The 23,709-nt window shown below is 54.2% G+C and carries 20 protein-coding genes; 12 read left to right on the top strand and 8 right to left on the bottom strand.

The features are described from left to right. Nucleotides 1-22 precede the first annotated feature (22 nt). The 5 genes from atoD to WM46_RS02035 all read left to right on the top strand — a co-directional run bounded on the left by atoD (nucleotide 23) and on the right by WM46_RS02035 (nucleotide 4,874). Entirely contained in the window at nucleotides 23-685 is a 663-nt protein-coding gene (gene atoD / locus WM46_RS02055; protein ID WP_058586854.1) for an acetate CoA-transferase subunit alpha, read from the top strand. Further along, nucleotides 685-1,335, top strand: a complete 651-nt coding sequence (locus WM46_RS02050; protein WP_061074764.1) for a 3-oxoacid CoA-transferase subunit B — start codon at nucleotides 685-687, stop codon at nucleotides 1,333-1,335. The genes atoD and WM46_RS02050 overlap by 1 nt, the downstream gene beginning before the upstream one ends. Beyond that, a complete protein-coding gene (locus WM46_RS02045) occupies nucleotides 1,332-2,654 on the top strand; it encodes a TIGR00366 family protein (RefSeq protein ID WP_061074765.1) in 1,323 nt (440 codons plus the stop codon). The genes WM46_RS02050 and WM46_RS02045 overlap by 4 nt, the downstream gene beginning before the upstream one ends. 30 nt (nucleotides 2,655-2,684) lie before the next feature. Continuing rightward, nucleotides 2,685-3,869: an acetyl-CoA C-acetyltransferase gene (locus WM46_RS02040; RefSeq protein ID WP_061074766.1), complete on the top strand. Its 1,185-nt coding sequence runs from the start codon at nucleotides 2,685-2,687 to the stop codon at nucleotides 3,867-3,869. Nucleotides 3,870-4,118: 249 nt separating this feature from the next. Then, nucleotides 4,119-4,874, top strand: coding sequence for a MurR/RpiR family transcriptional regulator (locus WM46_RS02035; RefSeq protein WP_061074767.1), 756 nt, complete (start codon nucleotides 4,119-4,121; stop codon nucleotides 4,872-4,874). Between the two features lie 94 nt (nucleotides 4,875-4,968). On the opposite strand, the gene WM46_RS02030 is transcribed toward WM46_RS02035, so the two are convergent. From WM46_RS02030 to gyrA, 5 genes are all read right to left on the bottom strand, one after another. Next, nucleotides 4,969-5,985 (bottom strand): Gfo/Idh/MocA family protein, encoded by a 1,017-nt coding sequence (locus WM46_RS02030; RefSeq protein ID WP_061074768.1) that lies wholly within the window; start codon nucleotides 5,983-5,985, stop codon nucleotides 4,969-4,971. Between the two features lie 11 nt (nucleotides 5,986-5,996). After that, entirely contained in the window at nucleotides 5,997-7,013 is a 1,017-nt protein-coding gene (locus WM46_RS02025) for a PTS glucitol/sorbitol transporter subunit IIB (protein ID WP_102601281.1), read from the bottom strand. Continuing rightward, nucleotides 6,994-7,392 carry a PTS glucitol/sorbitol transporter subunit IIA gene (locus WM46_RS02020; RefSeq protein WP_061074770.1) on the bottom strand — a complete coding sequence of 133 codons (399 nt, stop codon included), beginning with the start codon at nucleotides 7,390-7,392 and terminating at the stop codon, nucleotides 6,994-6,996. Before WM46_RS02020 ends, WM46_RS02025 begins: the two co-directional genes overlap by 20 nt. A gap of 9 nt (nucleotides 7,393-7,401) precedes the next feature. Continuing rightward, nucleotides 7,402-7,923 (bottom strand): PTS glucitol/sorbitol transporter subunit IIC, encoded by a 522-nt coding sequence (locus WM46_RS02015; RefSeq protein ID WP_042317872.1) that lies wholly within the window; start codon nucleotides 7,921-7,923, stop codon nucleotides 7,402-7,404. 356 nt (nucleotides 7,924-8,279) lie between these two features. After that, nucleotides 8,280-10,916 (bottom strand): DNA topoisomerase (ATP-hydrolyzing) subunit A, encoded by a 2,637-nt coding sequence (gene gyrA / locus WM46_RS02010; protein ID WP_061074771.1) that lies wholly within the window; start codon nucleotides 10,914-10,916, stop codon nucleotides 8,280-8,282. A 146-nt stretch (nucleotides 10,917-11,062) separates the two neighbouring features. On the opposite strand from gyrA, the gene ubiG reads away from it, so the two are divergent. The 4 genes from ubiG (at nucleotide 11,063) to yfaE (ending at nucleotide 16,067) form a co-directional block, all read left to right on the top strand. After that, entirely contained in the window at nucleotides 11,063-11,791 is a 729-nt protein-coding gene (gene ubiG / locus WM46_RS02005) for a bifunctional 2-polyprenyl-6-hydroxyphenol methylase/3-demethylubiquinol 3-O-methyltransferase UbiG (RefSeq protein ID WP_102601280.1), read from the top strand. 491 nt (nucleotides 11,792-12,282) lie between these two features. Next, nucleotides 12,283-14,568, top strand: coding sequence for a class 1a ribonucleoside-diphosphate reductase subunit alpha (gene nrdA, locus WM46_RS02000; RefSeq protein ID WP_061074773.1), 2,286 nt, complete (start codon nucleotides 12,283-12,285; stop codon nucleotides 14,566-14,568). Between the two features lie 114 nt (nucleotides 14,569-14,682). Beyond that, a complete protein-coding gene (nrdB, locus tag WM46_RS01995) occupies nucleotides 14,683-15,813 on the top strand; it encodes a class Ia ribonucleoside-diphosphate reductase subunit beta (RefSeq protein ID WP_102601279.1) in 1,131 nt (376 codons plus the stop codon). Further along, entirely contained in the window at nucleotides 15,813-16,067 is a 255-nt protein-coding gene (yfaE, locus tag WM46_RS01990; RefSeq protein ID WP_042317864.1) for a ferredoxin-like diferric-tyrosyl radical cofactor maintenance protein YfaE, read from the top strand. The genes nrdB and yfaE overlap by 1 nt, the downstream gene beginning before the upstream one ends. A 6-nt stretch (nucleotides 16,068-16,073) precedes the next feature. Here the strand turns inward: yfaE and inaA are convergent, their stop codons facing one another. The 3 genes from inaA to glpT all read right to left on the bottom strand — a co-directional run bounded on the left by inaA (nucleotide 16,074) and on the right by glpT (nucleotide 19,370). Beyond that, entirely contained in the window at nucleotides 16,074-16,712 is a 639-nt protein-coding gene (inaA, locus tag WM46_RS01985) for a lipopolysaccharide kinase InaA (protein WP_061074775.1), read from the bottom strand. A 218-nt stretch (nucleotides 16,713-16,930) separates the two neighbouring features. Beyond that, a complete protein-coding gene (gene glpQ, locus WM46_RS01980; RefSeq protein WP_102601278.1) occupies nucleotides 16,931-18,007 on the bottom strand; it encodes a glycerophosphodiester phosphodiesterase in 1,077 nt (358 codons plus the stop codon). Between the two features lie 4 nt (nucleotides 18,008-18,011). After that, complete coding sequence (glpT, locus tag WM46_RS01975) at nucleotides 18,012-19,370, bottom strand: glycerol-3-phosphate transporter (protein WP_102601277.1); 1,359 nt, start codon at nucleotides 19,368-19,370, stop codon at nucleotides 18,012-18,014. A gap of 271 nt (nucleotides 19,371-19,641) precedes the next feature. On the opposite strand from glpT, the gene glpA reads away from it, so the two are divergent. Genes glpA through glpC form a run of 3 tightly spaced genes read left to right on the top strand, consistent with a single transcriptional unit; the run spans nucleotide 19,642 to nucleotide 23,706 of the window. Continuing rightward, nucleotides 19,642-21,270, top strand: coding sequence for an anaerobic glycerol-3-phosphate dehydrogenase subunit A (glpA, locus tag WM46_RS01970; protein ID WP_102601276.1), 1,629 nt, complete (start codon nucleotides 19,642-19,644; stop codon nucleotides 21,268-21,270). Continuing rightward, entirely contained in the window at nucleotides 21,260-22,519 is a 1,260-nt protein-coding gene (glpB, locus tag WM46_RS01965) for a glycerol-3-phosphate dehydrogenase subunit GlpB (protein WP_061074779.1), read from the top strand. Before glpA ends, glpB begins: the two co-directional genes overlap by 11 nt. After that, nucleotides 22,516-23,706: an anaerobic glycerol-3-phosphate dehydrogenase subunit GlpC gene (gene glpC / locus WM46_RS01960; protein ID WP_061074780.1), complete on the top strand. Its 1,191-nt coding sequence runs from the start codon at nucleotides 22,516-22,518 to the stop codon at nucleotides 23,704-23,706. Before glpB ends, glpC begins: the two co-directional genes overlap by 4 nt. Nucleotides 23,707-23,709: the final 3 nt, after the last annotated feature.

The raw sequence follows: 23,709 nt of genomic DNA, 5'->3' as shown, positions 1-23,709 counted from the left end.
GAGTATGCAAAAGGGAAACATAATGAAAACAAAACTGATTACCTTACAGAACGCTGCCGGGTTCTTTCGTGACGGCATGACCATCATGGTTGGCGGTTTTATGGGGGTAGGGACCCCGCCCCGCCTTGTCGAAGCCTTGCTTGAATCCGGCGTCAGAGACCTGACACTGATCGCCAACGATACCGCCTTTGTCGATACCGGTATTGGCCCACTGATCGTCAATGGCCGGGTGAACAAAGTCATTGCGTCCCATATCGGCACCAACCCGGAAACCGGGCGTCGGATGATTGCCAAAGAGATGGACGTTCAGCTGGTGCCGCAGGGTACGCTGATTGAACAGATCCGCTGCGGCGGCGCTGGGCTCGGCGGTTTCCTGACCCCTACCGGCGTCGGCACCATTGTGGAAGATGGCAAACAAACCCTGACGCTCGACGGCAAAACCTGGCTGCTGGAGCGACCATTGCGCGCCGACCTGGCACTCATCCGCGCGCACCGTGCCGACCCTCTCGGCAACCTGACCTACCAACTCAGCGCCCGCAATTTCAACCCGCTTATTGCCCTCGCCGCCGATATCACCCTGGTGGAACCTGACGAACTCGTGGAGACAGGCGATCTGTTGCCTGACCAGATAGTCACCCCCGGCGCCGTTATCGACCATATCGTCATTCCACAGGAGAGCAAATAATGGATGCGAAACAACGTATTGCGCGCCGTGTGGCGCAAGAACTTCGCGATGGTGATGTTGTGAACTTAGGCATTGGCCTGCCGACGATGGTCGCCAACTATCTGCCGGATGACATTCATATCACCCTGCAATCAGAGAACGGATTTCTCGGACTGGGACCGGTCACGACCGCGCATCCCGATCTGGTGAACGCCGGTGGTCAACCCTGCGGGATTTTGCCGGGTGCGGCGATGTTCGATAGCGCGATGTCATTCGCATTGATTCGTGGCGGTCATGTGGATGCCTGCGTACTGGGTGGGTTGCAGGTTGATGAACAGGCTAACCTCGCGAACTGGGTGGTGCCCGGCAAAATGGTCCCTGGTATGGGCGGCGCAATGGATCTGGTAACCGGAGCGCGCAAAGTGATTATCGCGATGGAACACTGCGCGAAAGACGGCTCGGCGAAAATCCTTCGCCACTGCACCATGCCGCTGACGGCCCAGCATGCGGTGCATATGCTGGTCACCGAACTCGCCGTGTTCCGCTTTATCGACGGCAAAATGTGGCTGACGGAAATCGTCGACGGGTGCGACCTCGATACTCTGCGAGCAAAAACAGAAGCGCAGTTTGACGTTGCCGCCGATCTGGTCGTTCAGCGAGGTGAAGCATGATCGGCCGCATCTCGCGTTTCATGACGCGCTTCGTCAGCCGCTGGCTGCCCGATCCCCTGATTTTCGCCATGCTGCTGACGCTGTTGACGTTCGGCATCGCGCTGTGGCTGACGCCGCAAACGCCGATCAGTATGGTGCGTTTCTGGGGGGATGGCTTCTGGAATCTGCTGGCCTTCGGGATGCAGATGGCGTTGATCATCGTAACAGGTCACGCGCTGGCCAGTTCTGGTCCGGTGAAAAACCTGTTGCGCACCGCTGCCTCTGCCGCGAAAACGCCCGCGCAGGGCGTGATGCTGGTGACGTTCTTCGGCTCCGTCGCCTGCGTCATCAACTGGGGCTTCGGTCTGGTGGTGGGGGCGATGTTTGCCCGTGAAGTTGCCCGTCGCGTGCCAGGATCCGATTATCCGCTACTGATTGCCTGCGCCTATATCGGTTTTCTGACCTGGGGCGGCGGCTTCTCCGGCTCGATGCCCCTGCTGGCGGCAACGCCGGGTAACCCGGTTGAACACATTGCGGGCTTGATTCCGGTCAGCGACACCCTGTTTACCGGTTTCAACCTCTTCATCACCCTCGGTCTGATTGTGGTCATGCCGTTTATCACTCGCATGATGACGCCAAAACCGTCGGATGTTGTCAGCGTCGATCCGAAACTGTTGATGGAAGAGCCTGATTTCCAGAAAACCTTGCCGGCAGATGCGCCTCCGTCAGAAAAACTGGAAGAGAGCCGTATCCTGGCGCTGATCATTGGGGCGTTAGGCATCGCTTATCTCGGGATCTACTTCGCCGAGAAAGGGTTCAACATCACCATCAACACTGTCAACCTGATGTTTATGATTGCCGGTCTGCTGCTGCACAAAACGCCGATGGCCTATATGCGCGCGATTAGTGCCGCCGCGCGCAGCACCGCCGGTATCCTGGTGCAGTTCCCGTTCTATGCCGGTATCCAGTTGATGATGGAGCACTCCGGTCTCGGAGGACTCATCACCGAATTCTTCATCAACGTCGCCAATAAAGACACCTTCCCGGTCATGACCTTCTTTAGCTCTGCGCTGATCAACTTTGCTGTGCCGTCAGGCGGCGGTCACTGGGTTATTCAGGGACCGTTTGTCATGCCAGCCGCGCAGGCGCTAGGTGCCGATCTCGGTAAATCCGTGATGGCGATTGCCTACGGCGAGCAGTGGATGAACATGGCGCAACCCTTCTGGGCGCTTCCCGCACTGGCCATCGCCGGGCTGGGGGTTCGCGACATAATGGGGTACTGCATCACCGCCCTGCTTTTCTCCGGCGTCATTTTTGTTGTCGGCCTGACCTTTTTCTGACGGCAGCGACTCACTTTTAAGGAACAGAAGATGAAAAATTGTGTCATCGTCAGCGCGGTACGTACCGCCATCGGCAGTTTCAACGGCGCGCTGGCTACCACCAGCGCCATCGAACTTGGCGCAACCGTGATTAGCGCCGCGCTGGAACGCGCGCACCTCGATCCGCAGCGTGTGGATGAAGTGATCATGGGCAACGTGTTGCAGGCCGGTCTGGGACAAAACCCGGCACGCCAGGCGCTGTTAAAAAGCGGCCTTAGCGAAACCGTCTGCGGGTTTACCGTCAACAAAGTCTGCGGTTCAGGGCTTAAAAGCGTCGCACTGGCCGCCCAGGCGATTCAGGCCGGTCAGGCACAGGCGCTGGTCGCTGGCGGCATGGAAAACATGAGTCTGGCCCCCTATCTGCTGGATGCGAAAGCCCGCTGGGGTTATCGTCTCGGCGACGGCCAGTTGTCGGATGTGATTCTGCGTGACGGTCTGCTCTGTGCCACCCATGGCTATCACATGGGGATCACCGCCGAAAACGTCGCCCGCGAATACGGTATCAGCCGCGAAATGCAGGATGAGCTGGCGCTACTCTCTCAGCAAAAAGCAGTCGCCGCCATCCATTCTGGTGCCTTCCAGGCCGAAATTGTGCCGGTCAGCGTCACGTCGCGTAAAAAAACCATTGTCTTTGACCGCGATGAATTCCCCAAGGCTGACTCAACCGCGGAAGGTCTTGCCGCACTGCGCCCGGCGTTTGATAAGGCCGGTACCGTCACCGCCGGTAATGCCTCAGGGATCAACGACGGCGCGGCGGCGCTGGTGGTCATGGAAGAATCCGCCGCCCTGTCGGCAGGGCTGAAACCGCTGGCGCGCATTAAGGCATATGCCAGCGGCGGCGTCGCGCCAGCGCTGATGGGGATGGGGCCGGTACCCGCCACGCAGAAGGCACTGCAACAATGCGGATTGCAGCTTTCAGATATCGATCTGATTGAAGCCAATGAGGCCTTTGCCGCGCAGTTCCTTGCCGTCGGCAAGACGCTGGGCTTCGACCCACAAAAGGTGAACGTGAACGGAGGCGCGATTGCGCTTGGGCATCCTATCGGCGCCAGCGGCGCGCGGATCCTGGTAACATTGCTGCATGCGCTTTCCGCCAGGGATAAAACGTTAGGGCTGGCGACGCTGTGCATCGGCGGCGGTCAGGGTATTGCAATGATTGTGGAAAGGATGAATTAACTCCTGCGTCCCCCGGTTATACACAAAATCATTCAGATGGCATGGACGCCTCTCCTGTCATCCCCGGACACTGAGATCACGCTGTGGCCGGGGATTCTGACAAATCTGTCAGGTACAGATTTATACGTCGCAAAGCGACGGGCCGTCAGGGTGAGGTTCATGGATGAACCGAGTCGTTCCGCAGCCAATACAGAGGCTGCTTGAAGGATAAAGTGTATCTGTCATAATAAACAAAACCGAGGGACCTCAATGAACATTATCGAACAACTTCAGTTACTGGTAAAAACAGGTACGCACGCGGAACAAACAATTAGCCGTTACATTCTGGCTACATTATCGGGCGCGGAAAAACTGACGTCGACGGCAATTTCAAAAAAGACGCAAACCAGTCAACCCTCCATCGTTCGCTTTGCACAATCTCTCGGTTATACCGGTTTTACTTCATTTAAATATGATTTAATTAAGTGTCTGCGCAGCGAACCTGAGGCACTGCTTCCGGCCCAGGCAACGAAAAACAATGTTATTCTTGGCGAGTTTATTAATAATAATAACCCTGCGGCCCTTAATACTTTCTTTGAAATTATTAATTCCAGCCGTAACCTCTATTTCTGTCATCCGCGAGAACTGAGTTCATTACTCAGCAATATCATTCAGGACTATAGTGATATTGGCAAAGTCTGCATTCCCGTGGAGTACCAGAATGCCCATTCATTGCTGACAAACACCCTGACGGATTGTGATTCCGTGATCCTGCTGCCTGGACTCAAAGATGAGCCGGATAATCAATTGATTACCTTGATTCGTGAGCATGAAGCCGCCTCACTGGCTGTCGCCAGCCATCAGAGCGGCGCGACGCTTGCCGATGTAACCTTATATACGCCCCAGTCCAGCGTCAGCCCCCTCAGCTTCGCCGCACTGAAAATGTCATTACACACGCTTTTTTTCCACGCGCTGCAATATTGCTATCTGAATATGAATAATGAAAAGGCGCCTCATAAACGCTGATCATCGACCGGGTTGTGGGGGAATAAATAACCCTGCCTTAATCAGAGAAATTAAAGCCAGAAAAACTGTTTATGAGGCGTAAACTACTGATTAATTATAACTGCACAATACGTCCTGTCGATAACGAATGATGCACGGCTTCGCAAATTAAGGTCGCCTGCAGCCCATCATCTGCGGTTGCCAGATAAGGGGTATCAAATAATATGTGTTCAACAAAATCATGTATTGGCTGAATCCCATAGCCACTGGCTTTATTATTAACGTAATTAATAAAATTATAATTTGGCGTTGCACTGCGCTGAGGGGTGAACATTTCATATCCCCGCAACTGTGCGTCGGCACGATAATAGTTATTCTCGGTAATAACAAAACTGCGACCATCATTTGCTTTGGGGAATGAAGGTGGTAAGCACCACCCCACTTCAACGGTCCACTGCGCGCCATTATCAAAGGTGACGAAAGACTGAATGGTGTCCCAGGAATCAATGCCTTCCGCTACCAGCTTCTTCTTCTGCCCTATCGCATAGACGCTCACAGCATTGGCGCCGTTCATATAATATCGAATTAAATCAAAACAATGCGTTCCGAGGAAATGAACGGGAGAACTCTCATTCGCCCATGACAGCCAGTTTTTCGGCACGTCGATAATATCGTCCATGCTCATATAGCCACGCAGGACCTGGCCAGTTTCGGGTTTCAACAGCTCATGGTGAATATGCTGTGCCATCCCGTCCCAACGCTTGTGGTAATCGACGCCAATCTTCACGCCTTGTTGCTGCGCACAGCGGATGATTTCCCGACATTCCGCTGACGTCGTCGCCATCGGTTTTTCAATCAGCACATGTTTGCCCGCGCTGATGGCCTCAATCGTGGCATCAAAGTGGAACGGATCCGGCGTAGCGATTGACACCAGATCAACGTCCGTTGCGGCAAACAACTCTTCAAGTGAGGCATAGCCAGGCACCTGAAACTCCGCCGCAACGTTGGCGCGGATATCCGGATTGATCTCACAAAACCCCACCAGGTTCACCCACGGATTATAGTGATACGCATTGATATGATGTTTGCCATAAATACCGGCCCCCACCACCGCAGCATTGATTTTGTTCATTACGCACTTCCTCAGTTAAACAAACCAAACGAAAACAGATAACCGATGGCCACCGCCAGAGGCGCGGTAATCATCCGTGACAACAAGAAAGAGGGCACACCAAGACGAATGGTTTTCTCTTTCGCCTCCTGCATGGAAAGCCCTACGGGAATGAAGTCGGCACCGACCTGGACGTTAATCGCGAACAGCGCCGGTAACGCCATCAGCGGTGAGACCACCCCGCTACCGATTAGCGTTCCTACCAGTACGCCAACGACCTGCGCAATCGCCGCGCCAGGAGCCAGAATGGGAGAGATGAAGGGCAGACCACAGATAATGGCAATCACAAACAGGCCGGTTAACGAGCCGGCCAGCGGCGACAGCGCATTCCCGGTCCACTGACCAATCGCGGTCTCCTGAACCAGAGCGATCAGAACCGAGATAAAGGCCATAAAAGGGATCACGTTTTTAATACACAGCTCGACCGATTCACGCGCCGAGGAGTAAAGCAGACTGACAAAGTTACCGATCCCCGTCGCAAAACGCGTCATCAACTCCAGCGCGGTGTTGGTCGCGGAACCGCGTGGTTTTGCCTCCACCCGATCGTGTGCTACGGCACCGGCATTGCCTGCCGGAAGAGGCTCACTGAGCTCAACGTTTTCCTCCCCTGTGACCGGTTGATTAATGGTTTCAATCAGCGAAAGCGATTCAAGACTGACATCAGAGACATAGATATCTTCGGTGATATATTTCGCCAGCGGGCCCATCGCGCCAGTCGGTAGCACGTTGATTGTCTTGATTCTTTTCTGTGGATAAATGCCACAGCGCAATGAACCGCCACAGTTGATGACCACACAAAGGATTTTCTTATCATCCGGCATGGCGTCAAAGCCGTTAACCACGGTCATCTCCAGCATTTCACCCAGTTTTTTCGCGACCGGATCAATGGTTTTCCCGGTTAGCGACAGGATCACCATGCGGGTATCGCGATATAAATACATGTCATCGCCAATCCCTGAATGACCTTTTTTAATCAGTACGGTTTTCATTGGTTTTCCTCATTATTGTCAATGGGCCAATCAATTCATTTACGGATGGAGAACAATGACTTTTTACGTGTAATGAACCATAGGCTATTGGCTTTTCAGCCCCGTCAAATACCACCGTCACATGACCTAACTCGCATAAATTTTGCCATGCCGCCTCTCCCCAGCAGGTTATATTCCAGGTCTGATGATTAATCTGCAGAACATAATCCATTGCTTTTTGTAATGGGGTAACATCACAAACAATATTCTTAATGACCAGTACATAATCGAGATAATCTTCCGGAGCGCGGTCATTAAAGGTAATCAACATGCCATTAAGCAGTCCCTCTTCCACTTTTCTTCCAGCCTTTACGACGTCAGCCGAAAATAGTACTTTCATTGTTTTCCCTTATTCCTGATTAAGTTCGCGTTTCTCCAGCCGGGTGAAGATATATTCCGTAAGAAAACCACGGATAAAGCCGAGCAGAATACCCGCGGCGATATAGCGTAATGCCAGGTCGGCAACCGGCAAATCGAGTCGCGTCAGACCAGCGGCTACCCCCAGCCAGATAAAGAGTTCAGATGGCACAATGTGTGGGAACAGAGACGTCAGCGGGTGTACGGTGCTACCCAGCGCATCCTGATAAGCGGGTTTACAACGTTCGGGTAGAAATTTCCCCATCGTCAGCGCGCCCGGACTGCTAAGGAAGAACCAGGCAAAACTCGGCAAAATTCCGTAGGTTAATATTTTTGATTTCCCCATCAGGGTGGCGACTTTTTCCATTCGCTGTTGGCCAATTAATTTCATAATAAAATTAACGGTCAAAATTAAGGTTATCAGCATCGGAATGGTACTGACGATCATCCCGGAGAATATCTTTCCTGCGCTCTGGAAAAGATGGATAAAGCCTTCTGCAATTTCAACTATCATAGTTAACTCCCAACGTGTAGGTATAAGTATATTCATCCGTCAGAAGTGAACTGACAGATGAAGGCAGCCAACGCTTTTGTCTTTAAATTTTTAGGGGATTTTATTTAATAATTTTTCAGTTCTCCTGCCAGTAAGGGATCGTAAATATCGCGATTTGGTAACAGGAAAGTTAACGGTAAATGGCTGAACAAACAGTGAGCACCTTCACAGAGTTATAATTATTCATTTTATTTTGTATTTTTATACATTGAAAGCAAAACTCCCCGAACATGACTTTTGACAAGGGGAAAGGGTGAATTCAGGACGTAAAAAAGGGAGGCAGCGCCTCCCTTCTGTGTGGTCGTTAAACCCGCAGATTACTCGTCTGCGTCATCGGCGACATCGTCGTCGGTTTCCGCTTCCGGGGCGATATCATCGTCCCCTTCCGCCGCGCTACCGTCGATGGAGTCGAGGTCTTCGTCATCCACCGGCTCAGCCACACGCTGCAGGCCCACCACGTTTTCATCTTCCGCAGTACGGATGAGGATCACGCCCTGGGTATTACGCCCTACCACGCTGATTTCCGACACGCGAGTACGCACCAGCGTACCGGCATCGGTGATCATCATGATCTGGTCACAATCATCAACCTGCACCGCGCCAACAACAGAACCGTTGCGCTCGGTCACTTTGATAGAGATAACGCCCTGCGTCGCACGAGATTTAGTCGGATACTCTTCCGCCGCCGTACGCTTACCGTAACCGTTTTGCGTCACGGTCAGGATCGCGCCTTCGCCACGTGGAATAATCAGGGAGACGACTTTGTCTTCGCCCGCCAGCTTGATACCACGTACACCGGTCGCAGTACGGCCCATTGCACGGACGGCATTTTCTTTAAAGCGCACCACTTTGCCCGCCGCCGAGAACAGCATGACTTCGTCAGAACCGGAGGTCAGATCCACGCCAATCAGTTCGTCGCCATCGTTCAGGTTCACCGCGATGATACCGGCAGAACGCGGACGGCTGAATTCGGTCAGCGCGGTTTTCTTCACCGTACCGCTGGCGGTCGCCATAAAGACGTTCACGCCCTCTTCGTACTCACGAACCGGCAGGATAGCGGTAATACGTTCGTCGGCTTCCAGCGGCAGCAGGTTGACGATCGGACGACCACGCGCACCACGGCTCGCTTCAGGCAACTGATAAACCTTCATCCAGTACAGACGACCCCGGCTGGAGAAGCAGAGGATCGTGTCATGGGTGTTGGCCACCAGCAGACGGTCAATAAAGTCTTCTTCTTTAATACGTGCAGCCGACTTGCCTTTCCCACCACGACGTTGTGCTTCGTAGTCGGTCAGCGGCTGATACTTCACGTAGCCCTGGTGAGACAGGGTGACAACCACATCTTCCTGGTTGATCAGATCTTCGATATTGATATCGGCGCTGTTGGCGGTGATTTCGGTACGACGCTCATCGCCAAACTGATCGCGGATCAGTTCCAGCTCTTCACGAATCACTTCCATCAGGCGATCGGCGCTGCCCAGAATGTGCAGCAGTTCCGCGATCTGTTCCAGCAGCTCTTTGTATTCGTCGAGCAGTTTTTCGTGCTCAAGGCCAGTCAGTTTCTGCAGACGCAGATCCAGAATCGCCTGGGCCTGCTGTTCTGTCAGGTAGTACTGACCGTCACGCACGCCGAATTCTGGCTCCAGCCATTCCGGACGCGCAGCGTCGTCACCGGCACGTTCCAGCATCGCAGCCACGTTGCCCAGATCCCACGGACGTGCGATCAATGCCGCTTTCGCTTCCGCCGGGGTCGGCGCGCGACGAATCAGCTCAATGATCGGGTCGATGTTCGCCAGCGCAATTGCCAGTGCTTCAAGGATATGCGCACGATCGCGGGCTTTACGCAGTTCGAAAATGGTACGGCGGGTCACCACTTCACGGCGGTGGCGCACAAACGCTGAAATGATGTCTTTCAGGTTCATGATCTTCGGCTGGCCATGGTGCAGTGCCACCATGTTGATACCGAAAGAGACCTGCAGTTGAGTCTGGGAGTAGAGGTTGTTCAGTACCACTTCCCCGACCGCGTCGCGTTTCACTTCAATCACGATGCGCATACCGTCTTTGTCAGACTCGTCACGCAGCGCGCTGATGCCTTCAACGCGTTTGTCTTTTACCAGTTCCGCGATTTTCTCGATCAGGCGCGCTTTGTTCACCTGATACGGAATCTCATGCACGATAATGGTTTCACGACCGGTTTTCGCGTCAGCTTCCACTTCCGCGCGGGCACGAATGTACACTTTACCGCGACCGGTACGATAGGCTTCTTCAATACCGCGACGACCGTTGATGATCGCCGCCGTCGGGAAGTCCGGACCCGGGATGTATTCCATCAGCCCTTCAATGCTGATGTCTTCATCGTCGATATATGCCAGGCAGCCGTTAACCACTTCCGTCAGGTTGTGTGGCGGGATGTTGGTCGCCATACCTACTGCGATACCGGACGAACCGTTCACCAACAGGTTAGGGATTTTGGTCGGCATAACGTCAGGGATTTTTTCCGTGCCGTCATAGTTGTCGACAAAATCAACCGTCTCTTTTTCCAGATCGGCCATTAACTCATGGGCAATCTTCGCCAGACGGATTTCCGTATAACGCATCGCCGCTGCGGAATCGCCATCGATGGAACCGAAGTTCCCCTGGCCATCCACCAGCATATATCGCAGCGAGAACGGCTGAGCCATACGGACAATGGTGTCGTATACCGCAGAGTCGCCATGCGGGTGGTATTTACCGATTACGTCACCAACGACACGGGCTGATTTCTTATAGGCTTTGTTCCAGTCATTGCCCAATACGTTCATGGCGTAAAGTACGCGACGGTGTACCGGCTTCAGGCCATCTCGGACATCCGGCAGCGCACGGCCAACAATGACCGACATCGCATAATCCAGATAAGAGTTCTTCAGCTCTTCCTCAATGTTGACCGGTGTAATTTCTCTCGCAAGGTCGCTCATCTAACCGCTATCCCTCTACTGTATCCCGGATTCAAAGGTCGCAAATTATAACACAACCGCAGAGATTGAGGTAAACCTATACGCTTTATTCAGAGTGAATGCCTGATATACTCATTCGTCTTGCCCTATAAGGAGTAAAAGCCCCGATGAATGCCGTAAAACCACCGGTAAACCACAACGTTGACCATGAAGAAATTGCCAAATTTGAAGCAGTCGCGTCGCGCTGGTGGGATCTGGAAGGCGAATTTAAGCCGTTGCATCGTATTAACCCGCTACGGCTGGGTTACATTGCTGAACGCTCAGGCGGCCTGTTTGGTAAAAAGGTGCTCGACGTCGGCTGCGGCGGCGGCATTCTGGCAGAGAGCATGGCCCGTGAAGGCGCCACGGTGACCGGTCTGGACATGGGTTTTGAGCCCTTACAGGTGGCAAAACTGCATGCGCTGGAAAGTGGTATTCAGGTGGATTACGTGCAGGAAACCGTGGAAGAACACGCGGCAAAACATGCCCATCAGTATGACGTGGTAACCTGTATGGAGATGCTGGAACATGTGCCCGATCCGCAATCGGTGGTCAGAGCCTGTGCGCAACTGGTGAAACCCGGCGGCGAGGTGTTCTTCTCAACGCTCAACCGCAATGGCAAATCCTGGCTGATGGCCGTTGTCGGTGCGGAATATATTTTACGTATGGTGCCGAAAGGGACCCATGATGTGAAAAAATTTATTAAACCTGCGGAGCTGTTAGGTTGGGTGGATCAGACGGTATTGCAGGAGCGCCATATGACCGGGTTGCATTTCAACCCCATCACCAACACCTTCAAGCTTGGCCCCGGCGTTGATGTTAACTATATGGTGCACACTACCGCCAGGGTTGGTTAGCCGCTCTTGTAGGCCGGATAAGGCGTTCAACGCCGCCATCCGGCATGCTGACGGGAACAATGCCTGATGGCGCTATGCTTATCAGGCCTACGGAAATAGGCCCTGCAGGCCGGATAACACATTTACGTCGCCATCCGGCCTCCCTCGCCTGGATCCAGGTCACAAAATTTGCGCCAGATCATGAGAACTTTCTTCACCTTCGTTGAAGAAATCAGCACTCGATCAAATTATCTATTTTTTTTATGAATTATTGACATCCCCGCCAGGCCTTATACCACGTGCACTTAGCCTTTCTTACCCTTTTGCAACCTCAATTTAACCTCAAAATCAACTCTTGTGCTGAAAAGAATCCCTACTAGAATACTCACCATATAGCGTTTACTTTAACACTCAACCCCTACATATAGTATTTATCCACAGAGTTAGTCACAAGGTGGCATTGTGGATAATGCAGGGGATATTTTTTCTTTCACGGACAGGTAAAAAACCACATGAATCAGAGTCTGCTGGTGACAAAGCGTGATGGTAGTACAGAGCGCATCAATCTCGACAAAATCCATCGGGTTCTGGATTGGGCGGCAGAAGGACTGAATAACGTATCGATCTCTCAGGTCGAACTGCGCTCCCACATCCAGTTTTATGACGGTATCAAGACCTCCGATATCCATGAAACGATCATTAAAGCGGCGGCGGACCTGATCTCCCGTGATGCGCCGGATTATCAGTATCTGGCTGCGCGTCTGGCGATTTTCCATCTGCGTAAAAAAGCCTACGGCGAATTCGAACCGCCGAAACTGTTTGACCATGTGGTGAAAATGGTTGAAATGGGCAAATACGACAATCATCTGCTGGAAGACTACACGGAAGAAGAGTTCAAGCAGATGGACTCGTTCATCGTACACGACCGTGATATGACCTTCTCCTACGCCGCCGTTAAGCAGCTGGAAGGGAAATATCTGGTACAGAACCGTGTGACCGGTGAGATCTACGAAAGCGCTCAGTTCCTCTATATTCTGGTGGCAGCCTGTCTGTTCTCGAATTACCCGCGCGACACCCGTCTGGAATACGTAAAACGTTTTTATGACGCGGTGTCGACGTTCAAAATTTCTCTGCCGACGCCGATCATGTCCGGCGTTCGTACTCCGACGCGTCAGTTCAGCTCCTGCGTGCTGATCGAGTGCGGCGACAGCCTGGACTCGATCAACGCCACCTCCAGCGCGATTGTCAAATACGTCTCCCAGCGCGCCGGTATCGGTATCAACGCTGGTCGTATCCGTGCGCTGGGTAGCCCGATTCGCGGCGGCGAAGCGTTCCATACCGGCTGTATCCCGTTCTATAAGCACTTCCAGACCGCGGTGAAATCCTGCTCTCAGGGCGGCGTACGCGGTGGTGCGGCCACGCTGTTCTACCCGATGTGGCATCTGGAAGTGGAAAGCCTGCTGGTACTGAAAAACAACCGTGGTGTGGAAGGCAACCGCGTACGTCACATGGACTACGGCGTACAGATCAACAAACTGATGTACACCCGCCTACTGAAAGGTGAAGACATTACCCTGTTCAGCCCGTCCGACGTCCCGGGTTTGTATGATGCGTTCTTCGCCGATCAGGACGAGTTCGAGCGTCTGTACACGAAATACGAGAAAGACGACAGCATCCGCAAACAGCGTGTGAAAGCCGTTGAACTGTTCTCGCTGATGATGCAGGAGCGCGCCTCAACCGGTCGTATCTACATTCAGAACGTTGACCACTGCAACACCCACAGCCCGTTCGATCCGCAGGTCGCCCCGGTACGCCAGTCCAACCTGTGTCTGGAAATCGCCCTGCCGACCAAACCGCTGATGGATGTGAACGACGAAAACGGTGAAATCGCCCTGTGTACGCTCTCCGCGTTCAACCTGGGGGCGATTAACAGCCTCGAGGAACTGGAAGAGCTGGCGGTGCTGGCCGTTCGCGCCCTCGATGCGCTGTTAGATTATCAGGACTATCCGATCCCGGCCGCCAAACGTGGTGCGATGGGGCGTCGTACGCTGGGTATTGGCGTGATTAACTACGCTTATTATCTGGCGAAGCACGGCGTACGTTACTCCGATGGCAGCGCCAACAACCTGACGCACAAAACGTTTGAAGCCATTCAGTACTATCTGCTGAAGGCCTCTAACGAACTGGCGATCGAACAAGGTGCCTGCCCGTGGTTTAACGAAACCACCTACGCACAGGGCATTCTGCCGATCGATACCTACAAGAAAGATCTGGATGCCATCACCAACGAGCCGCTGCATCATGACTGGGAAGCGCTTCGTGAGTCCATCAAGACCCACGGTCTGCGTAACTCAACGCTCTCTGCCCTGATGCCGTCCGAGACCTCTTCGCAGATCTCGAACGCCACTAACGGTATTGAGCCGCCGCGCGGTTACGTCAGCATTAAAGCGTCGAAAGACGGGATCCTGCGTCAGGTCGTACCGGACTACGAGCACCTGGGCAACGCCTATGAGCTGCTGTGGGAAATGCCGGGTAACGACGGTTATCTGCAACTGGTTGGCGTGATGCAGAAATTTATCGATCAGTCGATTTCAGCCAACACCAACTACGATCCGTCACGCTTCCCGTCAGGAAAAGTGCCGATGCAGCAGTTGCTCAAAGACCTGCTCACCGCCTATAAGTTCGGGGTCAAAACGCTGTATTATCAGAACACCCGCGATGGCGCAGAAGATGCCCAGGACGATCTGGTGCCATCCATTCAGGATGATGGCTGCGAAAGCGGCGCATGTAAGATTTAATCTGTTGCCGGATGGCGGCAAAAAGCCTTATCCGGCCTACAAAATCACTCGGATGCTGTAGGCCGGATAAGCGAAACGCCATCCGGCATTACACAGTTGACAGGACTCACTTCAATGGCATACACCACATTTTCACAGACGAAAAACGATCAACTGCTGGAACCGATGTTTTTTGGTCAGCCGGTTAACGTGGCCCGCTACGATCAGCAAAAATATGACATCTTCGAAAAGCTGATCGAAAAGCAGCTCTCGTTCTTCTGGCGTCCTGAAGAGGTTGACGTTTCCCGCGACCGTATTGACTACCAGGCGCTGCCGGAACATGAAAAACACATTTTTATCAGTAACCTGAAGTATCAGACGCTGCTGGACTCTATTCAGGGACGTAGCCCGAACGTGGCGCTGCTGCCGCTGATCTCCATTCCGGAACTGGAAACCTGGGTCGAAACCTGGGCCTTCTCCGAAACCATTCATTCGCGCTCTTACACCCATATCATCCGTAATATCGTTAACGATCCGGCTATTGTGTTTGATGACATCGTCACCAACGAGCAGATCCAAAAACGTGCGGAAGGCATTTCCAGCTATTACGATGAGCTGATTGAGATGACCAGCTACTGGCATCTGCTGGGCGAAGGGACGCACACCGTGAACGGCAAATCCGTCACCGTGAACCTGCGCGCGCTGAAGAAAAAACTGTATCTGTGCCTGATGAGCGTCAACGCGCTGGAAGCCATCCGCTTCTACGTCAGCTTCGCCTGCTCATTTGCTTTCGCCGAGCGCGAACTGATGGAAGGCAACGCTAAAATCATTCGTCTGATTGCCCGTGACGAAGCGCTGCACCTGACCGGCACTCAGCACATGCTGAACCTGTTGCGCAGCGGCGTTGACGATCCGGAAATGGCGGAAATTGCCGAAGAGTGTAAGCAGGAGTGCTATGACCTGTTTGTGCAGGCCGCCCTGCAGGAAAAAGAGTGGGCAGACTATCTGTTCCGCGACGGTTCGATGATTGGCCTGAACAAAGACATTCTTTGCCAGTACGTCGAATACATCACCAATATTCGTATGCAGGCGGTCGGTCTGGATCTGCCGTTCCAGACCCGCTCCAACCCAATTCCGTGGATCAACACCTGGCTGGTGTCCGATAACGTTCAGGTGGCTCCGCAGGAAGTGGAAGTGAGCTCCTATCTGGTCGGGCAGATCGACGCTGAAGTCGATACCGACGATCTGAGTAACTTCCAGCTCTGATGGGACGCGTCACGCTGCGCATCACTGGCACACAGTTGTTGTGCCAGGATGAACACCCTTCCCTGCTTGCCGCGCTTGAGTCGCACAACGTTGAAGTGGAATACCAGTGTCGCGAAGGCTATTGCGGCTCATGCCGCACCCGACTGATTGCCGGGCAGGTCGACTGGATCGCCGAGCCTTTAGCGTTCATTCAGCCAGGCGAAATTTTGCCCTGCTGTTGCAGGGCAAAAGGCGACATCGAAATTGAGATGTAGCGTGCGTTACAGCGCGTAGTAATACGCTTTCACCTGTTCCCAGTCCGCTTTCGGGATGGGACTCAGGTATTTCTCAAGCTGGGAGAAGTCATGGTGTGCCGCCTGATGGCGACGCAAACGACGACGGCTTTTTTCCAGATCTAAAAACCCGGCTTCCACCGTTCCTTCCGTTTTCACATAGATATGACGTACGTAGCAGCAGCCGTGCTGACGATTGACGCTGTGCATCTTTTTAAAGGCCAGCGCGACCGCGTTTAGCATTGCCTCGCGCACCTCATCAGGATACGGCGTCACCGCATGCTGTTTATACCACTCCTCGATGCTCACAAAGCCTTTCATATCTTCGGTGATCAGCAGCGCACGCCACTCACCGTCAATTTTTGTCGCTTTGCCATAGACAATTTTCGGCACGATAACGCCTGCGCGGGCCAGTTCGTTGATCACCTCGATTTCGCGCACAATCGTCGGACGTCCGAAGGGATAGCGTACCGAGTGAAACAGGTGTTGTGTCATCCGCTTCACATACAGTTTCTTCCCGTCACGTTCGATGCATTGCACACCGCTCATCCCTTTGCGTCGATAATTCGGTTCTTCGACCCAATCGCCTTCCGTTGCCCACCAGTGATTAAACTCTTCCTGCACCATTTCGGCCTCATCCGTTACAATAACGGCATAAACTGTTCAGACGTTTAATATAAATCTTCTGCTTAAGGATTTCTTAAGATATTTATGCTGTGGGCTGAATTTCTTGATCTGGTGCGCGCTTTTTAGCCTTTAGCAGGCAGGAAAAGAGATAAAAAAAACTGCACCTTACTCAGCGGTTGCCCGCCTTTGGGGTGCAGTGGAGAGGGATAACGCGGTTTTTACTCTTTACGTAAGAACATCACCGCTTTGTCGGGGAAGTCGGTGAACAGCCCGTCCACCCCCGCCTGGTTGTACAGAATGTCGTACAGCTGATCCACATCCGTCGTGTAGTCCGGCAACTGATCGGCGCGCACCGTATAAGGATGAACCGTCATCTTATTCTGATGGGCGTCCTGCACCATGCCCGTCAGTACGATGTTGCCTTTCGTCGACTTCTCATCAATCAGCATGTGGTAATCCGGACCGATGCCGTCCGCGTATTCCGCCACCTGCTTCATCGCCCCCGGTTTGAACATCCAGTCGTAGTTGTAATTGACCCAACTGCCGTCCGGTTGCTTCTCCTGGGTTTCATTCCAGTCGGTATAGGCAATCAGTTGCACCAGGTTCAGGTCCATTCCCATTTTAGGTTCCAGCTCATTTTTGATGCGCTTGAGTTCTGCTACATCAAAACTTTGCAACCAGACCTTGTCCTGCTTGTCGCTGTAACCGTACTGTTTCAGCACTTCCAGCGTCTTCGTCGCAATGTCCTTCCCTTCCTGATGATGGAACCACGGCGCTTTGATCTCCGGATAGATACCGATGTTCTTGCCGGTGGAATGGTTCAGCCCCTGAATAAACTCAATCTCTTCAGCAAAGGTATGCACACGGAAGTCCGATTTACCCATCGGGAAACGACCAGGATAGGTCTGTACCTTCTTGCCATTTTCCAGATCAAACCCTTCGGTAAACTTCAGGGATTTGATTTCGTCCAGCGTAAAGTCGATAGCGTAGTAGCGACCGTCTTTGCGCGCACGATTCGGAAAACGCTCAGCGACATCCGTCACGCGATCCAGATAGTGATCATGCAGGACGACCAGTTGGTCATCTTTGGTCATCACCAGATCCTGTTCCAGATAATCCGCTCCCTGCGCATAGGCCATCGCTTTCGCGGGCAGCGTATGCTCCGGCAGGTAGCCGCTTGCGCCACGGTGGGCAATCACCACTTTATCCGTGTTGCTGGCGGCCAGGGCATGGCTTCCCATCACCGCGCCCGCCATCATCAGCGTCAGACTCAGGTTTTTCAGTGCTGTTTTCATTCACTTAGCCCCCGTTGCGTTTCTGTTGCATCTCAGCATGGTGGCGTTTTTCGCCGATCATCACCACAATCAACAGAATCACCGCCAGGATGCTGCCGCCAATCATCACCATGAAGCCGCCGTCCCAGCCGAAGAAGTCCACGGTGTAGCCGACGATGGCGCTGGCCGCCACGGAACCGCCGAGGTAGCCAAACAGACCAGTAAAGCCCGCTGCCGTGCCCGCGGCTTTTTTCGGTGCCAGTTCCAGCGCATGCAGACCAATCAGCATCACCGGACCGTAAATCAGGAAGCCGATCACAATCATACAAATCATATCGACGGTCGGGTTACCAGCCGGATTCATCCAGTAAACGATGGTGGCAATTGTCACCAGCGTCATAAAGAACACGCCGGTCGCGCCACGGTTGCCACGGAACACTTTGTCCGACATCCAGCCGCACAGCAGCGTCCCCGGGATCCCCGCATATTCATAGAGGAAATAGGCCCAGGAGGACTTATCCAGCGCAAAGTGCTTCACTTCTTTCAGATAGGTCGGAGACCAGTCGAGAATGCCGTAACGCAGCAGATAGACGAACACGTTCGCAATAGCGATGTACCACAGCAATTTGTTCGGCAGGATGTATTGCATGAAGATCTGCTTCGCCGTCAGTTCTTCTTCCGCTTTTTCGTTGTAGTCATCCGGGTAGTCGTTTTTGTACTCTTCGATTGGCGGCAGACCACAGGATTGCGGGGTATCACGCATCAGCGCGAAAGCGAAAATCGCCACCAGAATGGCGCCGAACGCTGGCATATACAGCGCCGCTTTCCAGTCGTTAAACCAGGCCATCCCGAGCAGGAACAACAGCGGAGGGATCCCGCCACCGACGTTATGCGCGCAGTTCCAGACGGAGACGATCCCGCCACGTTCTTTCTGCGACCACCAGTGCACCATGGTACGTCCGCACGGCGGCCAGCCCATTCCCTGGAACCATCCGCAAAGGAACAGCAGCACAAACATCACGGCGATGCTCGATGTCGCCCACGGCACAAAGCCCATGAACAGCATCACCGCCGCCGCCAGAATCAGACCGGCCGGCAGGAAAACGCGCGGATTCGAGCGATCCGAAACCGACCCCATGATGAATTTCGAAAACCCGTAGGCAATAGAGATCCCCGACAGCGCAAAGCCTAAATCACCTCGGGAAAACCCCTGCTCAACCAGATACGGCATCGCCAGAGCAAAGTTCTTGCGCACCAGATAGTACGCGGCATAGCCAAAGAATATCCCCAAAAATATTTGCCAGCGAAGCCGACGGTATGTCGGATCGATCTCCGCTGCAGGCAAGCGAGCTTTATGCGCCGCTGGTTTAAAAATACTCAACATAATGTAGCCTCCGTGGCCCGTCTTTTATAAGTAGTAAACACCGCAGGTGGTACACGCAACCCCGCTGCTTCCAGTGTGGTCGCGATGTTATGCAAAGATACATGTCGTGAATGTGAATTACAGCACATATTGTTACAGATTTATGACAAATGTTCAGAAAGGCGCACGAAATCACGTTTCATTTTCGAATCATGAGCGAATATGCGCGAAATCAAACAAACCATGCTTTTTATGTGGCTAAATGATAAAAAACGAACTGTGAGGGAAAACAATGAAAACTCGCGACTCGCAAACAAGTGACGTGATTATCATTGGGGGCGGTGCCACAGGCGCAGGAATTGCCCGTGACTGCGCGCTGCGCGGTCTGCGTGTCATCTTAGTCGAACGTCACGATATTGCGACCGGTGCGACCGGCCGTAACCACGGACTGCTGCACAGCGGCGCGCGTTATGCCGTGACTGACGCGGAATCTGCCCGTGAATGCATCAGCGAAAACCAAATTCTGAAACGTATCGCCCGCCACTGCGTTGAGCCGACGGACGGTCTGTTTATTACCCTGCCCGAGGATGAGCTTTCCTTTCAGGCCACCTTTATCCGTGCCTGCGAAGAAGCAGGCATTCGGGCAGAAGCGATCGATCCGCAACAGGCGCGGATTATCGAACCGTCGGTGAATCCACAACTGATCGGCGCGGTCAAAGTGCCGGACGGAACGGTCGATCCGTTCCGCCTGACTGCAGCCAACATGCTCGATGCGAAAGAGCACGGCGCCATTATCCTGACCGCTCACGAAGTGACCGGGTTGATCCGCGAAGGCGCGACCGTCAGCGGCGTCCATGTGCGCAACCATCTCAATGGTGAAACGCAAACGCTGCATGCGCCGGTGGTGGTTAACGCCGCCGGGATCTGGGGACAGCGGATCGCAGAATATGCCGATTTGAGTATCCGCATGTTCCCGGCGAAAGGGTCGCTGCTCATTATGGACCATCGCATCAACCAGCACGTGATTAACCGCTGCCGCAAACCTTCCGACGCCGATATTCTGGTCCCCGGCGATACCATTTCGCTGATTGGCACCACCTCAACCCACATTGATTACAATGATATCGACAGCAACCGCGTCACCGCGGATGAGGTCGATATTCTGCTGCGTGAAGGTGAAAAGCTGGCGCCGATCATGGCGAAAACGCGCATTCTGCGCGCATACTCCGGGGTACGTCCACTGGTGGCAAGCGATGACGATCCCAGCGGTCGTAACGTCAGTCGCGGCATTGTGCTGTTCGATCACGCGAAACGCGACGGCCTGGACGGGTTTATCACGATTACCGGCGGCAAACTGATGACTTATCGTCTGATGGCGGAGTGGGCCACCGACGCGGTCTGCCGGAAACTGGGTAACACGCGTCCTTGCATCACTGCAGACACGCCGCTACCGGGCTCGCAGGAGCCCACGGAAAGCACGCTGAAGCGCGTGATCTCCCTGCCGGCCCCACTGCGGGGCTCCGCGGTGTATCGCCACGGCGACCGCACGCCGGCGTGGCTGAGTCATGGTCGCCAGCACCGCAGTCTGGTCTGTGAATGTGAAGCCGTCACCGCCGGTGAAGTGCAGTACGCCGTCGAAAATTTAAACGTCAACAGCCTGTTGGATCTCCGTCGTCGCACCCGCGTGGGGATGGGCACCTGTCAGGGCGAACTCTGCGCCTGCCGTGCCGCCGGGTTGCTGCAGCGTTTTAACATCACCACCGCCGCGCAGTCCATTACCCAGTTGTCAGACTTCCTCAACGAACGCTGGAAAGGCGTACAACCGATCGCCTGGGGTGATGCCTTGCGCGAAAGCGAATTTACCCGCTGGGTATACCAGGGATTATGTGGTCTGGAAAAGGAGTCGCGCGATGAGATTTGATACGGTCATTATGGGCGGCGGTCTTGCCGGGCTGCTATGCGGTCTGCAGTTACAAAAGAGCGGGTTACGCTGTGCGGTGGTCACCCGCGGCCAGAGCGCGTTGCACTTCTCCTCCGGCTCGCTGGATCTGCTCAGCGCGCTGCCGGATGGACAACCGGTGAATGACATCACTGCAGGCCTGAACGCACTGAGTGAGCAGGCACCTGCACATCCTTACGCCACGCTTGGTGCCCAGCGAGTCCTGGCGCTCGCCGGGCAAGCACAGACGCTGCTGAACGCATCCGGCGCGCATCTACAGGGCGAGGTTCAGCAGTCGCACCAGCGGGTCACCCCGTTAGGCACACTGCGTTCAACCTGGCTCAGCTCAGCGGAAGTTCCCGTCTGGCCGCTGGCGGCAAAACGCCTCTGCGTGGTGGGCATTAGCGGCTTACTCGATTTTCAGGCGCACCTGGCTGCGGCCTCTTTACGGCAACACGATCGGGAGGTTGATACCGCCGAAATCGACCTGCCGGAACTGGATGTGTTGCGCGACAACGCCACCGAATTTCGGGCGGTTAATATTGCGCGTTTTCTGGATAACGAAGATAAATGGCCCTTGTTGTATGACGCACTGTTGCCGGTAGCAAAAACCTGCGAAATGATCATCATGCCCGCCTGCTTTGGTCTGGCGGATGACAGCCTCTGGCGCTGGCTCAACGAGCGTCTGCCCTGTTCACTCATGCTACTGCCTACGCTACCGCCATCGGTGCTGGGGATCCGACTGCATAATCAACTACAGCGACAGTTCGTTCGTCAGGGCGGGATCTGGATGCCCGGCGATGAGGTGAAAAACGTCACCTGTAAAAATGGCGTGGTCAGCGAAATCTGGACGCGCAACCACGCAGATATCCCACTGCGCCCGCGTTTCGCGGTGCTCGCCAGCGGAAGTTTCTTTAGCAGTGGCCTGATTGCCGAACGTGAAGGGATCCGCGAGCCGATCCTGGGGCTGGACGTTCAGCAAGCGGCGACCCGCGCCGAATGGTATCAACGCGATTTCTTTGATGCGCAACCCTGGCAACAGTTTGGTGTTACCACCGATGAGGCGCTGCGCCCGTCGCTGGCCGGACAGACCGTAGACAACCTCTATGCTATTGGCTCGGTTCTCGGCGGATTCGACCCCATTGCCCAGGGATGCGGAGGCGGCGTCTGCGCAGTCACCGCGTTACACGCCGCCCATCACATTGCAGCACGTGCAGGAGGTGAGCAATGAGCGATACGAGTTTTGAAAGTTGCATCAAATGCACGGTGTGTACCACCGCCTGTCCGGTCAGCCGTGTTAATCCAGGTTACCCGGGCCCCAAACAGGCCGGTCCCGACGGCGAGCGCCTGCGTCTGAAAGATGGCGCGCTGTACGACGACGCGCTGAAATATTGCATTAACTGCAAACGCTGCGAAGTGGCCTGTCCGTCGGATGTCAAAATCGGCGATATCATTCAGCGTGCGCGCGCTAAATATGACACCTCGCGGCCGTCGCTGCGTAACTTTGTCTTAAGCCACACCGACCTGATGGGCAGCGTTTCCACACCGTTCGCGCCGGTGGTCAACACGGCGACCTCGCTGAAACCGGTGCGTCAGTTGCTCGATTACGCGCTGAAAATCGACCATCGCCGGACGTTGCCAAAATACTCTTTCGGCACCTTCCGCCGCTGGTATCGCAGCGTGGCGGCCCAGCAGGCGCAGTACAACGATCAGGTTGCCTTCTTCCACGGTTGTTTTGTGAATTACAACCATCCGCAGCTCGGCAAAGATTTGATCAACGTGCTGAACGCGATGGGCACAGGCGTCCAGTTATTGAGTAAAGAGAAGTGCTGCGGCGTGCCGCTGATTGCCAACGGATTTACCGACAAGGCGCGTAAACAGGCGGTAACCAACGTCGAATCACTGCGTGAAGCGATTGGCGTGAAGGGGATTCCGGTGATTGCCACCTCCTCGACCTGTACCTTTGCGCTGCGCGACGAGTACCCGGAAGTGCTGGACGTCGACAACAGCGGTCTGCGAGAGCATATCGAACTGGCGACCCGTTGGCTGTGGCGCAAACTGGACGAAGGAAAAACGCTGCCGCTAAAAACGCTGCCGCTGAAAGTGGTTTACCACACTCCGTGCCATATGGAAAAAATGGGCTGGACGCTGTACACCCTTGAACTGCTGCGCCGTATTCCGGGGCTCGAGCTCACGGTGCTGGATTCCCAGTGCTGCGGGATTGCCGGTACCTACGGCTTTAAAAAAGAGAACTACCCCACCTCGCAGGCCATTGGCGCGCCGCTGTTTAAACAGATTGAAGACAGCGGCGCGGATATTGTGGTGACCGACTGCGAGACCTGCAAATGGCAAATCGAGATGTCCACCAGCAAGCGTTGCGAACATCCGATTACCCTGCTGGCGAAAGCATTAGGCTAAATG

Origin of the sequence: Citrobacter freundii complex sp. CFNIH2, from assembly GCF_002880615.1 — a bacterium.
In the GTDB taxonomy this organism is placed as follows: domain Bacteria; phylum Pseudomonadota; class Gammaproteobacteria; order Enterobacterales; family Enterobacteriaceae; genus Citrobacter_A; species Citrobacter_A amalonaticus_F.
The sequence above is the reverse complement of the archived record's forward strand: the minus strand, read 5'-3'. Positions and strand labels throughout refer to the sequence as shown.